This is a genomic window from Bombella dulcis, from assembly GCF_026385505.1.
In the GTDB taxonomy this organism is placed as follows: domain Bacteria; phylum Pseudomonadota; class Alphaproteobacteria; order Acetobacterales; family Acetobacteraceae; genus Bombella; species Bombella dulcis.
Map to the genome: position 1 here is coordinate 173,892 of NZ_JANIDV010000003.1, position 13,818 is coordinate 187,709.

General features: G+C 51.8%; 6 protein-coding genes. All 6 read left to right on the top strand.

Features of this window, described 5'->3' with window-relative positions; translation table 11 throughout:
- The first annotated feature begins 67 nt into the window (after window positions 1-67).
- Window positions 68-1,579, top strand: coding sequence for an AMP-binding protein (locus NQF87_RS06020; RefSeq protein WP_266127509.1), 1,512 nt, complete (start codon window positions 68-70; stop codon window positions 1,577-1,579).
- Between the two features lie 79 nt (window positions 1,580-1,658).
- Window positions 1,659-8,168 (top strand): type I polyketide synthase, encoded by a 6,510-nt coding sequence (locus NQF87_RS06025; RefSeq protein ID WP_266127510.1) that lies wholly within the window; start codon window positions 1,659-1,661, stop codon window positions 8,166-8,168.
- 37 nt (window positions 8,169-8,205) lie between these two features.
- Window positions 8,206-10,041, top strand: coding sequence for an AMP-binding protein (locus tag NQF87_RS06030; protein WP_266127511.1), 1,836 nt, complete (start codon window positions 8,206-8,208; stop codon window positions 10,039-10,041).
- Window positions 10,042-10,096: 55 nt separating this feature from the next.
- Complete coding sequence (locus tag NQF87_RS06035; RefSeq protein ID WP_266127512.1) at window positions 10,097-11,281, top strand: autotransporter strand-loop-strand O-heptosyltransferase; 1,185 nt, start codon at window positions 10,097-10,099, stop codon at window positions 11,279-11,281.
- A complete protein-coding gene (locus tag NQF87_RS06040; protein WP_266127513.1) occupies window positions 11,278-12,747 on the top strand; it encodes an autotransporter strand-loop-strand O-heptosyltransferase in 1,470 nt (489 codons plus the stop codon). Before NQF87_RS06035 ends, NQF87_RS06040 begins: the two co-directional genes overlap by 4 nt.
- Before the next feature lie 117 nt (window positions 12,748-12,864).
- Window positions 12,865-13,809 carry an oxygen-dependent tRNA uridine(34) hydroxylase TrhO gene (gene trhO, locus NQF87_RS06045; RefSeq protein WP_266127514.1) on the top strand — a complete coding sequence of 315 codons (945 nt, stop codon included), beginning with the start codon at window positions 12,865-12,867 and terminating at the stop codon, window positions 13,807-13,809.
- Window positions 13,810-13,818 lie beyond the last annotated feature (9 nt).

Sequence of the window (13,818 nt, forward strand, 5' to 3'; positions counted from 1 at the left end):
GTGGAAATATGATAGTGGATGACTTGCTCTGGTTGGTGGCGTGTTAACGGTGGGGAGAGGTGCGGACGTGTTGGATCGGTTTGTCGCATATAATGCGCGGAGTTCTGGGAACGATATTGCTTTTAGTAGTTTGTCACAAGATCGGTCCTATGCGCTCTTGGAAGCTACCATCAGCCGTTTAGCTCGTGCGTTGGAGGGGTTAAGGGGTCTCGATTTAAAAAGGGTGGCCGTACATTGTTCCGATGTATGGAGGCATTGGGCACTGACCTTAGCGTTGGGGAGACTCGGTCTCGCTTCGGCTTCCTTATCCAATGGTGAAGTTTCGGATGAGGAGTTGGCGGCACTTCGGCCGGATTTGATTGTCACAGATAACACGGGGGTGCTGCCGCCTGTAGAAGGAAGGTTGATTCTAGCAGAAGAGTGGTTTGAAAGGATATTGTTCGGAGTAGAAGAAGATGACTGCTCTAACTATTATCCACCTGTCTCCGTAGAAAAGTCCGCTCCGTGCCGTATAGCTTTGGCGACTGGAACGGGTAGAGATATGCAGTTGTTAGAGTTGACTTTTGGAGAAGTAGAAAGACAGCTGCATCGATTCATGTATCATGATATGGTAGAGTTTTTTTCTCGTAATTCTCAAAATAAAGATTGCTTATTAAGTAAGCCACAGTTGTTGTGCTCGATAGGGCCGCAGTCTTTAAGTGGTTTTCTTATGGTTGGGGCAGCACTTAGTGGTGGTAGCACATTGCGGAGTAGTGATTCTAGGAGCATTGGAGGAGAAGTGATGCGTTCTTCCTCTTCCTTGATGATAGTGATGACGCCTGTTCATCTTGAACAGCTTTTACGGATTTTGCCTCCGGGAATGCAGCCTATGGGGCATGTGTATCTGAGTGTTGTGGGAGGTAAGCTTACAGAGATAATCTTAGAACAAACAAGGATGCGATTTACACCGTATGTTCAGGTTATTTATGGAACGGATGAGACTGGTCCGGTAGCATCGATTAGAGCAGAGCAACGTCAAAGTGAGGATAATGTAGGGCCTCTGCTGCCGTGGGCAGAAGTTGAGGTTGTAGATGATGAGGGGCGTAATTTGTTACCAAACGAAATAGGCGAGATTCGTATTCGAGGGGGAGTAACCAATGGTTATTTAGAAAATGGTTCGACTGTTGCTCAGCGTTTTCGGGGGGGATGGTTTTATCCGGGAGATCGAGGATTTTTGTCGCCCGAGGGGATGCTTCATCTTCGAGGACGGGTGGATACTCTTGTTAATGCCGGTGGGGCTAAGTTTGACTTGGAGGTAATGGAAAATATCTTGCGCTCAGAGCCTAGAATTACAGACGTTGGCGTCTTTACGATGGAGGATAAACAGGGGGTTGAGCGTTTTTATGCAGCTATTGTATCGCATGAGACTTTTGATGATGAGGCCTTATCGACTCGTTTGCGTCGACGGTATGCGGCTTTGCCACCTGTTATTATGATATGGGTGCAAGAAATTCCCCGAACGCTGGAAGGGCATGTGGATAGGACAAATTTAAGAGTCACTTTGAGAAATTATATTCGGTACGAGCTAAAGATCGAGTAAGTGCTTTGAGGAACTCTTGTATGGTGGATATGATGTTCGGGGTATTCGGACGTAGGATATTAGAGCTGTAATGAATCAGATGTATAAACCAGATGAGATTGCTATCATTGGTATTGGATGTGTTTTACCAGCTGGATTGAAGGACGGTGAGGCATTTTGGCGGTTTCTTTTGAATCGTCAAGATGGTTGTGTGGATGTGCCAGCGGATCGTTGGGGAAGACGGAGGTTTTATGATCCTGTCGAACGAACACCCGGCAAGACAACCATGCAATACGGTCACTTCATGAATGTAGAAGACTGTCGGTTTGAGCCATTATTTTTTGGTATCTCTCCGAGAGAAGGGTTGTTAATGGAGACGCAACAGCGTCTTTTGCTTAATGTATCATGGCACGCCATGGAGAATGCTGGTGTGACGGCTGGTGTGCTAATGAATACGCGCACGGGCGTTTTTATAGGTAGTTTCACACAGGACCAGCTTGTCCAGTGTGGTAGTCCTTTCATGCAGTCGCAAATTCGGGATCAATTTGCAGCAGTTGCGACTGGGATGACCATGTATGCAGCCCGCATTGCCCATGTGTTTGGGTTGAGAGGGCCGGCTATTGCCATGGATACTGCCTGTTCATCTTCTTTGGTGGCCGTACATCAAGCTTGCAATAGCTTACGTCTCGGGGAATGTGATATAGCTTTGGCTGGTGGTGTAAATTATATCTTTTCTCCGCAGACGGCCATGCTCATGACGAAGGGGCACTTCCTTGCCAAGGATGGCCGGTCCAAGTCTTTTGCAGCGGATGCTGATGGTTATGGGCGTGGTGAGGGCTGTGTAATCTTCATGCTCAAGCGCCTGAAAGACGCGATGCGGGATGGTGATGACATTCGTGGTGTTATCTGCAACTCCGGTGTGAATCAGGATGGTCGCACGCCCGTGCTGACCATGCCGGATGCCGGTGCACAGGAAACCCTGATCCGTGACGTGCTGCGCCGGGCCAACGTCAATCCACAGGATGTGGCCTATGTTGAGGCGCATGGAACGGGGACACCGGTGGGTGACCCGATTGAGGTCAAGGCTATTGCACAGGCCATCGGCCAGTATCAGCCCGAAGGCCAGAAGGTTCTCATCGGATCCGTGAAGGCCAATCTGGGCCATATGGAAGCCGCAGCGGGTGGCGTGGCCGTTCTGAAGGCGATGCTGTGTCTTGAGCATGGCCAGGTTCCCGGACAGGCCAACCTGAAAGACCTGAATCCGGCCATTCCGTTTGACGAATATCGCGTGCAGGTGGCTCAGGGTGAGGCAACGGCTCTGCCGGAACGTGACAGGCTCTATGCGGTCGTCAATTCCTTCGGTTATGGCGGGACCAATGCCGTGGCCCTGCTGCGCCGCCCGACCGAGGCGGAGCGGAATTCCGCACAGCGCAAGGCGGTCCGGCGGCATAAGGTGAAGGGTGTCCGGCCCGCCGGGTTCATGAAGCGGGTGCCGCTGCTGCTCAGTGCCTTCTCGGAGGCTTCTCTGGGGCATATGGCCGGGGCTTATGCCCGCCTGCTGGATGATGGACAGGCAGAGCGCAGCGTGTGGGAGGCCCTCTGCTTCTCCGCCGTGCAGTACAGGACACGGTTCCGCCAGCGGGCGGTCATTCTCCCGGAACAGGGTGAGGATGAGGTCGCACAGGCTCATGCGGCCCTGCACGCTCTGGCCGAGGGCAAGACACACTCGGCCCTGTTCACGGGCAAGGCCGTCGTGGATGAGACCGTGAAGCCGGTCTTCCTCTTTTCCGGCATGGGGCCACAATGGTGGGGAATGGGCCGTTACCTTCTGCGGAAGGGGCCGACGGAAGTGCGTGCGCTGGCGCAGCGTTGTGATGCACTGTTCATGAAGCTGGCTGGCTGGTCCCTGCGGGAAGAGCTGCTGAAGCCGGAAGCGAAGTCCCGCATGCAGGAGACGGAAGTCGCCCAGCCTGCCATTTTCCTCGTGCAGATCTGTTTGGCCGCTTTCTTCACCCGTCATGGCGTGATGCCGGGGGCCATCATCGGCCATAGTGTGGGTGAGGTGGCAGCGGCCTATGTCAGCGGTGCGCTGGAGCTGGAAGACGCTGTGACGGTCATCTTCCACCGTAGCCGCCTTCAGGCGACACGGGCCGGGACGGGCACCATGCTGGCTGTTGGCATGAGCCGGAACGTGCTGGAAGGGCGTCTTGAAGCGTTTGATGGCCAGCTGAGCATTGCCGCCATTAACAGCAGTGAATCCTGCACGGTAGCCGGTCCTCGTGACGCACTGGAAATGCTGGAGGCAGACTGCACGAGAGAGGGTGTCTTCGCCCGCTTCTTGAAGGTGGACGTGCCATATCACAGCCCGGAAATGACGGCGATCGAAGCAGACATGCTGTCTTCTCTGGCAGGCATCACGCCGAAGGCACCGACCGTTCCGCTCTATTCCACGGTTACGGGTAAGCTGTGGGAAGAAAACGGGCAGCATGACGCCGCCTACTGGTACGCCAATGCCCGTGAGCCGGTCCTGTTCCATGATGCCATGCGGGCCATGCTGAAGGATGGCCATGCCGTCTTTCTGGAGCTTGCGGTCCATCCTGTTCTGGGCACGTCCGTGACGGGTTGTGCTGTTGAAGAGCGCTATGAAGTCGCTGTTATTCCGACGCTGCGCCGCAGACAGGATGATGCGGAGGGGTTGCTGCGGGCCCTTATTCGTCTGACCCTTAGTGGAGGAGAACCGGATTGGCGTTATGTTCTGTATCCGAAACGGAGGGCATTGCCATTTTATTGTTGGGAGGTAGAGAAGGGCGCTTTGCTGGAAACGGAAGCCTCCCGTCGTGACCGTCTTGATGAGCAGGTCCATCCTGTTCTGGGGACGCCAAGCCTTCTGGAAAGCCGGGCATGGCGTGCGGATATCGGCGTGTCCTCGATGGAATGGCTGATGGACCATAAGGTGCATGGCATGGCCCTGTTCCCGGCGGCGGCTTATATCGAGGCCGCCCTGGCCACCCATGCCCAGCTGGAGGCCAAGGCTCCGGCCGTGATCGAGGAAATCACGATCAACACGCCGCTGGTCGTGCAGGAGGGGCAGGTGCCGGTGGTCATGTGGCGTTTCGACACGACCACACGCCGTCTCGTGTTCGACAGCGAAACCGTAGCATGGAACGGGGACTGGCAGACTCACGGTCAGGCCACGGTCCTTCAGGCTGCACCGTGGTGTGCAGCATCGGAGAAGAACCGGAATTTTGACTTCGCAGCCCTGTGTGAGGGGACGACCCGTTTTGACGGGGCTGAAGTCTATCAGGCCTTTGCGGCGATGGGGCTGGATTATGGTCCGGCGTTCCAGACCCTGCGCAGCTTGCATCGTGGTGATGGCTACTCCGTGGCTGAAGTGGCTCTCGGGGAAAAGCAGGCTGCCTCGCTGGAGGACTATCATCTGCATCCGGCCCTTCTGGATGGGGCCATGCATGCGCTCATTGGGGCTTTTCCGTTCGAGGAGCAGAAGGATGTGTATGTTCCGGCCTCCATCGAGCGCATCAGCTATCTGGGGCAGAAGGTGTCCCGGGCCTACGTGAAGGCCATGCCGACCCTGCGGACACATCGCAAGATCGTGGCGGACCTGCGGCTCTACACGCCGGAAGGTGAGCTGCTCTGTGAAATTCTGGGCCTGTGCTGCCGCCGTGTGGCCCGCAGCGGCAATGATGCGTCTTCTGCTGCCCGTCTGGTCTATGCACCGAACTGGGTGAGTGCGGAACGGCAGGTGCTGCTGAGTGAGCCGCTGGCCATCACTCTGCTTGGCGAGGGTGACGGGCTGGCCGCCCAGGTGGCTGAGATGCTGAAGGACAATGGTGCTGAGCTGACAGCCAGTGCCCAGCTGAGTGGTGCTGAGCTGGCCGATACGCTGGATCAGGAACCCTTCCTGAACAGGCAGCGGGCACTGGTGCTGTTCCCGCGGGGTGGGGCGGATTATCAGACCTGCCTTGATGACATGGCCGCCTGTGTGGAGCTGCTCCAGCGTGTGCCGATGCGTGGGCGCAAACGGCGTCTGCCTGTCATCATCGTGACCCGTGGGGCTTATGACACGGCGGGGCAGGCTCAGGCCCTTCAGCGGGCCTATCATGGTCTCTTCCGTGGGGCGGAAGCCGAACGCATGGATCTGGCCATCCGGTGCGTTGACGTACCGGATGAAGGTGTCGAGGAGCTGCTGGAGGATCTTGCTGCCGAACTCGTGCTGGAAGACCCGTCAGAAGACACGGTCTGGCTGCGTCTGGTAAACGGGCCGTCACCTGCTGAAAAGAAAGCCGTGAAGTCCACGAAAGCGGATGCCGAGAAGGGCGAAGAGGGCGAGGCCCCGGCTGGTGAGACGGTCGAGCGTCTGGTCCAGCGTCTGGTGTCTCCGCCACTGGAGCCGGAACCCCAGCCTGTCCCGCTTGAAGAGATTATGGGAGGCAAGGATGATGGCACCATCGGTGTCCGTCTGGAATCCAGCCGTTCCGGTGCGCTGGAGGGCGTGACATGGCAGGCCTTTACCGTGCCGAAGCCGGGGCCGGGTGAGGTCAAGATTCGGACCCGCATGGCCAGTCTCAACTTCAAGGATGTCCTGAAGGCCATGTCTCTTCTGCCGGAGAGTGTGACGGAAGGCACCTTCAGTGGCGACGATCTCGGGCTTGAGGGCGTCGTGGAGGTCGAGTCCGTCGGTGAGGGCGTTGATAACATAAAGCCGGGGGATTTGTTCGCCCTCGTCTACCCCGATAGCTTCTCCTATCGCCGCATCGTGGGGGTGAAGGAGCTGGCCTATTGCGCCTTGCCGCTCTCTGAAGAGATGCTCCAGTTCCCGCTGGAGCAGATTGCTGGCGTGCCGTTGGTGTTCGTCACGTCCTATTATACGCTGGTCCACCTGGCCCAGATTCAGGAAGGTGAAAGCGTTCTCATCCATGCCGGTGCTGGTGGTGTGGGACAGGCAGCCATCCAGATTGCCAAGCTGAGAAAGGCCGTGATTTACAGTACGGCAGGCAACCCGGAGAAACGGGAGTATCTGCGGCAGCAGGGCTGTGCCGGTGTCTGGGATTCCCGGACGCTGGAGTTTGTCGATGGCATCCGAGAGGCCACGAATGGCCGGGGTGTGGATGTCGTGCTGAACTCCCTGCCGGGTGAGGCGATGGTTCATAGCCTGAAGCTGGTGGCCCCGATGGGCCGTTTCGTAGAGATCGGCAAGCGTGACATTGTGGAGCATCGAGTACTGGACCTGATGCCTTTCAATGAAAATCTGGCTTATTTCTCTTTCGACATGGACCGGATGGTACCTCGAGAAAAACTTTATGGTATTATGAGCGGGATTCTAGGTGACGTTATGTCCCTAGCTCGACAAAAGAAGTTATCCTTTCCTCAGACACGGGTGTTTCGTGCGGCTGAAGTTACTCAAGCCTTTCGTTACCTTACGTCTTCGCGTCATATTGGCAAGGTTGTAATTTCGTATGAGGGTATGGGTGACCTCAAGGCCCGTCCGCTGCCACGGGTCCTGCCGGGATTCAGCCGCGAGGGGGCCTATCTGGTTACGGGCGGCATGGGTGGCTTCGGTCTCAAGACGGCGGAATACCTGCTGTCCCAAGGGGCAGGCGTGCTACATCTGGTCGGCCGGTCCCTGCCGAAAGACCCGGAACGGCAGGAGGCCATTGTCACTCTGAAGAAGCTAGCCGAGAGTGCGGGTGGCAGGGTCGTGACCCATCGTTTGGACGTGACGGACAAGGAGGCCGTCAAGCAGCTCGTGCAGCAGCTGGCCCGTGATGAGGTGCCGCTGCGTGGTGTGTTCCACGCGGCGGGTGTGGTGGATGACCAGCTCATCAGCAAGATGGATGCTGCCAATGTGGCTCATGTCATGGCTCCCAAGGTTTTGGGGGCACAGGCACTGGATGAGGCTACACAGGGGCTGGAGCTGGATCATTTTGTCTTGTATTCTTCCTTCACGGCGGAAATCGGCAATCTGGGGCAAAGTAGCTACATCGCTGCCAACAGCTATCTGAATGCTCTGGCAGAGAACCGGCAGCAGCAGGGGTTGTCTGCTCTTGCCGTAGGTTGGGGGGCGATTGGTGATGCTGGCATGTTGATGAAAAATGATGCTGCTAGTCGTATGTTTGATGTGGCTGGGATTAAGACTGTGTCAGCAGTAGCAGCCTTGAGGTTTCTGCCAATAGTTTATGCTATGAATCGTAGTAGTGTGTCTTTAGTAGATGTTAATTGGAGTCAAATATTCACCACGTTGGTGTGGACGAAGGCATCTGCACGTTTTTCTTTGTTACAACAGGAAAATTGCAAAGGAGGTGTATCTGACTCTATTCAATTATTAATGAATATGCCAAGTAATGAGCGTCTAGATTATGTCTTGCGGCGACTTAAGCAGCAGCTTGGGGCTGTTTTGCAGTTTGATTCGGAATTAATTGAGGATAGTATCCGTCTTTCTGAGTTGGGGATTGACTCTCTTGCTGCAATGGAGCTTCAGACGGCTATACGATCTGAATTTGGTGTGAATATATCCTTGGTTTTGTTGGCCCGTAATGAAACTATTATTGAAGTAGCTAGAAGCTTGTTGAATCAGGCAATAATAATGGAATAGTAGGCAGAGATAGTTTTTTTCAAAAGGAATTTTTATCATGGGGGATGTGATGTCTTGGACGTTTAGGAAAGTAAAAAAATTTGGCTATAGTGTTGAAGAGTATAATAATGGATTTACCGTATTGGATCGAAATAAAAGTCGATTGGATGAAATATTGAGTTTTCGGGCATTGGATGTGCCAGATCAAGTTCAGTTTGTCATGCTAGATCAAAATTTAGATATTGAAGGCTCTTTAACATTTTATCAGGCTCATGAGTGGGCTTGTAGAGTTGCTGGATTATTAGATCAGTTTTTAGCAGAGCGTAGTCGAGTGATTCTTTGCTTTGAGAATGAGATGGCAGCTGTAGCTGGTTTTTTTGGGTGTGTTTATGCTAATATGATACCCATCTCGGGTGTCTATCCTAGTATGGTCGGCAGTGTAGATCGTTTATCTGATATACTGGAGGATTCTGAAGCTACTGCCGTTTTGGGGTCAAGGGATATATTGAAGGGATTTAGGCGACAAGTTGGTAGCTGCACTCAAAGGATAAAATGGGTTCCTATCGAAGGAGCTGATGGCGCTCAAGCACTCTATCGTCGGCATGCAGCAGGTTTGGATGATATTGCATTTGTACAATATACATCCGGTTCTACTGGTAGGCCTAGGGGGGCACTAATTACACATCGAAATATTGGTAGTAATCTTTATTTGTTGGAGATTCGTGGTGATTCTCGAGCGGGTAGCCTAGGATTGATTTGGCTTCCACTCTCTCATGATATGGGCTTGGTGAGTCTTCTATTTGGAGTAGCAACAGGAAGTCCGGTATGGTTGATGAAGCCGGAGCATTTTATTGCTAAGCCGGAAAGATGGGTTCAAGCTATCAGTCGTTATCGGATCAATGTTTCTGCTGGACCTAATTTCGCTTATGAACTGTTAGCATCACATGTCCCGGATTCTATGTTGCGAGGGCTGGATCTTACTTGTTGGAAACGTTCCTTTATAGGAGCGGAAGCAATTGAACAACGAACAGTAGAGCGGTTTTTTGAACGGTACGGTCCTTTGGGAGTTAAAAGGTCTATCTTAAGGCCCGGTTATGGTATGGCCGAGACTACCTTGATGATTACGAGTGATGATTGGGCGGATGAGAAGGTCGTTCGTTTTGAAGCATTTTCTCGTATGGGATTAGCGGAGGGGAGAGTTGAGCTTCCTCGAAATGAATATGATAAGCGAATTTTAGCTAGTTGTGGTCGGGTGATTGAAGAACATTCAGTTCTCGTTGTAGATCCGGATACAGGAGAGGCTTTACCAGAGGGGCAGGTGGGTGAATTGTGGTTAAATGGTCCTTCTGTAACGTTGGGTTATCTGAATCGAGAACAGGAAAATCGAGAGCGATTTAGTTTGAGAGCGGAGGGAGGGCGTTGGTTTCGCAGTAGGGACGCTGGTTTTTTTTGGCAAGGACGTCTTTTTGTAACTGGTCGCATGGATAATAGTTTGTTCATCGGAGGGCAGTGTTATGATCCTGATGATCTGACACAGGCCGTGCGGCAGGATTGTCATATTTTTTCAAGTCGTAGTGTAGCAGTTTTCCGACATGAGAATGTTTTGTGTATTTTAGGTGAGGTATCTCTAGCTCAGGTGAGGCAGGATTTCGATTTTGAAGGGCTGTTAATGAATATGGCGCGCGCTGTTGCGCGAGTTTGCCCGGTGAGGCTGGTGCGTTGTGTGTTGGTGCGGCCGGGGGGGATTTATCATACGCCTAGTGGAAAAATTCGTCTTGCGGCAACGTCTGAAGCTTTGAAAGAAGGACGTTTGCCAGTTTTGGATGAGAAGTGTTTAGATGCTAGAGAGTTGGGAGGAGCTGAGATTTTAGCTTTGGGGGCGAAGCCATTATGACGGTATAGATAGAATATATGTGAAAGCCTAGCAGGTTTGGAAGGGAATAGCACAGATGGGAAGTTCAGCTATGGGTAAGAATGAAGAGATTTTTTTGACCCAGACGGGCCCTGAAGGGATTCGGTATGACTTTAATGAGGGCTGTCGTATCTCCGTTCCAGAGGGAGCAAAATGGTTAATAAAATTACGTGATTTGGATACAGATACTATTTTATTTATGCAAGAGGTCGTAGGGCCTAGTATGATGCAAAGTAATAAGAGGTATTATGTGCGCTTTGAAATTTGTATTTGGAAAAATGGAAAAGAAGTTTTTACGCATGTTTGTGATTTAAAAGATCGAGAGGTTCTCATCAGTATGAATGTGGGTGGATTAGGGGACCATATTGCTTGGGTTGGGCAGGCCGCGGCGTTTGTCGAAAAACATGGTTGCCGTGCGAGTTTTTATGTAGCAAGGCCATTAATAGTGCTTTTTGAGGAGGCTTATCCTAGTATTCGATTTATTTGTGAAGATGATATGGGAGAAAGGCAGTATTATGCGCATTATAAAGTAATGGTTTTCTTTAAAGATATTAATTTTTCCTATCAGCCCAATGATTATCGAGTCAGTGGTCTATCGCATATGGGAGCTTATATACTGGGGCTTGAACCAAAAGATAGGAAGCCAGAAATTGTTGCTGATTTAGGTGGGGCTCCTATCAAGGAGCCGTATGTTTGTGTTGGGGCGCAGGCTTCTGGGCTTAGTAAATATTGGAACAATCCCAGAGGTTGGTATGATTTAGTTCGTTTTTTAAAAGAGAAAGGATACAAGGTAGTTTGCATAGATAGAGATCGTATAAATGGGCCTATAGCTGGTATACGTCCTATTCCGCATGGAACTCAAGATGAGACTGGAAAACGACCACTGACTGAACGTGTGCGATGGTTAAGGCATGCCAAATTTTTTGTAGGGACCTCATCGGGCTTGGCTTGGTTAGCTTGGGCGGCAGGTGCTAAAGTAGTATTGATAAGTGGTTATACAGAACCTTATAATGAGTTTTACACACCATATCGTATTATCAATCGAAATGTTTGTAATAGTTGCGCTAATGATGTGAATATTGATCTTAAGCCGGAGGATCCTCTTTTTTGTCCACGGCATAAGGGAACAGAACGAATGTTTGAGTGCTCTCGGGCGATTTCATTTACGCAAGTGAAAATGGCTATTGAGAAAATTCCGGGGTTTGGAGAGTTTTCAAAGTGACTGAAAAGAAAACAGAGCGTGTTCTGCAGGATATTGTTGCGTTAAAATCGGTAATATCTTCTGCGGGAAAGGAGGAGACTGGATCCGATTATGAGGAAGTATTCTCCCGAGAATCTTTTGATGTTGTGTCCTCTCTTGATTCCGGGGATGGAACATCGTCGGTTGGGGATGGGGTTGGCCGTTTGCCTGGATTTCCCTTTCCTGCACCGGCGGTGGCCCCAACGCAAGAGGGGGAGTACGGTTTACGCTATGATTTTAACCTCGGCATTCGGGTGCAGATTTCAGATGGGGAGAAGTGGCGACTTCGTCTTTGGGACTTGCAGACAGATACCTGTTTATATGATGGTAAAGTCGAGGGAGGATATGTTTGCTCTCGGAAGAAATATTTTTTACGAGGTCTTATCGAACTTTTTGATGAAAATGGTTTAGTTTGGACGCATGAATATGATGCGCGGGATAAGAAGGTTGCGGTTCTTATGCCTGCGGGGACATTGGGAGATCCGTTGGGATGGGTGCCTTATGCTGAGCGGTTTCGTCTAGAACATGGATGTAAAATCACTGTTGTTGCTAGTGATGTGATTATATCACTTATGGAGTCTACTTATCCCGATATCTGCTTTTTAAGTGAGAAAGCTTATAGTGAAGTGGTGGATGAATTTTATGCTACCTACTATGTAGGGTTATACTTTCAGGATGAGGGGCAAGAGTGGCAACCGCGAGATTTTCGGATGGTGGGGTTGCATAGGACTGCTGGGTGGATTTTGGGAGTTGATCCAACAGAATGTCGTCCTAGGGTGAACATTGAGCGAGAGGATGTTCGTCCTGTAGAGGAGCCTTATGTTGTTGTTGCTGTGCAGGCATCTTGTGCCTGCAAAATGTGGCAGAATCCTGTAGGTTGGTTGGAGATAGTGAAATACCTCAAGAAAATGGGGTATCGGGTTGTTTGTATCGATAAAGATCCTGTGGTGGGGAATAATATTTATTGGAATCATATACCTCATGGGGTCGAGGATGAAACAGGAGAGCGTCCGTTAGCGGAACGTGCTCGATGGTTGAAGCATGCGGAGTTTTTTATAGGCTTATCATCGGGATTATCGTGGTTGGCTTGGGCGGTGGGGACTCCGGTCATTATGATTAGTGGATTCACGGAACCAATGAATGAATTTTTTACACCTTATCGAGTGTTTAGTAATCACGGGTGTAATAGCTGTTGGCATGACATTCGAACGCCATTTAAGCATGATGATTATCTTTTTTGTCCTCACCATAAAGGAACAGATAAAATGTTCGAATGTACACGGAACATAAGTGTGTCTTACGTGTTGTCGACTGTAAAGCGGTTATGTAGGGATTATGGTTATACTCCTCCAGCTGCGGGTGGGGTGTGCCCTGACAGTGAAGAACGAGAAGAATCTGAGCTGTTGCAAGGATATGAACGAAAGCATGTGGCTTATTGGGAGCTTTGAGATATCGTCGGATCTAATTATTGCACGCTTCTCTATGTCCGTCGGAGGGGTGCCCCTGATGGGACCAGCCTGCTAGAAGGACAGTCAGGTTCCTTCTTTGCGAGAATGGTTGACTGAATGACGGATACATCCCTGCCGGTCTGCGTGGCCGCCCTTTATCATTTCACCTCGTTTGAGGATCATGCAGCCCTGCGCCAGCCGCTTCTGGAACTGTGCCAGAGGGAAGGCGTCAAGGGCAGTCTTCTGCTGGCCCGTGAGGGCATCAATGGCACGATTGCCGGGTCGGATGCGGGCATTGATGCCGTACTGGCCCACATAAACGGCCTGCCGGGCTGTGTCGGGTTTGATTACAAGAAGTCCCGTGCAAGGACGATGCCCTTCCTGCGCATGAAAGTACGGCTGAAGAAAGAGATTGTCACGATGGGGCAGCCGGACATTGATCCGCATGTCTGCGTTGGTCGTTATGTCGAGCCGAAGGACTGGAATGCCCTGATCTCCGATCCTGACACGGTCGTGATGGACACACGCAATGATTATGAAGTGGCCATCGGGACATTCCGTGGGGCCGTGGACCCGAACCTGAAGACCTTCCGGGCCTTCCCGGAGTGGTTCCGCAACTGGCGGAAAGAGGTGGAAGCGCAGGGCCGCACTCCGAAGATCGCCATGTTCTGCACCGGGGGTATCCGGTGTGAGAAATCCACCGCCTTTGCCCGGCAGGAAGGCGTGGAGGACGTGTATCATCTCAAAGGCGGCATCCTGAAATATCTGGAAGAAATTCCGGAAGAAGAAAGCCTGTGGGATGGGGAATGTTTCGTATTCGACCAACGTGTGTCAGTCGGGCACGGACTGAAGCTGGGCAGGTATGATCTCTGCCATGCCTGCCGTGCGCCCATCAGTGCGGAAGATAAACAGTCTTCTCATTATGAGGAAGGGGTGAGCTGCCCGCACTGTTATGACCAGAAAACGGAGGCTCAGCGTCAGCGGTACCGTGAACGCCAGCGTCAGGCCCAGCTGGCGGAACAGCAGGGGCGTATCCATCTGGGTGATGAGGCGCAGGGCTGAAGGTAGAAT

What these genes read in the sequence shown, in the direction of transcription:
- NQF87_RS06025 (WP_266127510.1), top strand. Translation starts at nt 1,659, where the DNA reads ATGTATAAACCAGATGAGATTGCTATCATTGGTATTGGATGTGTTTTA.
- NQF87_RS06030 (WP_266127511.1), top strand. Translation starts at nt 8,206, where the DNA reads ATGGGGGATGTGATGTCTTGGACGTTTAGGAAAGTAAAAAAATTTGGC.
- NQF87_RS06035 (WP_266127512.1), top strand. Translation starts at nt 10,097, where the DNA reads ATGGGAAGTTCAGCTATGGGTAAGAATGAAGAGATTTTTTTGACCCAG.
- trhO (WP_266127514.1), top strand. Translation starts at nt 12,865, where the DNA reads ATGACGGATACATCCCTGCCGGTCTGCGTGGCCGCCCTTTATCATTTC.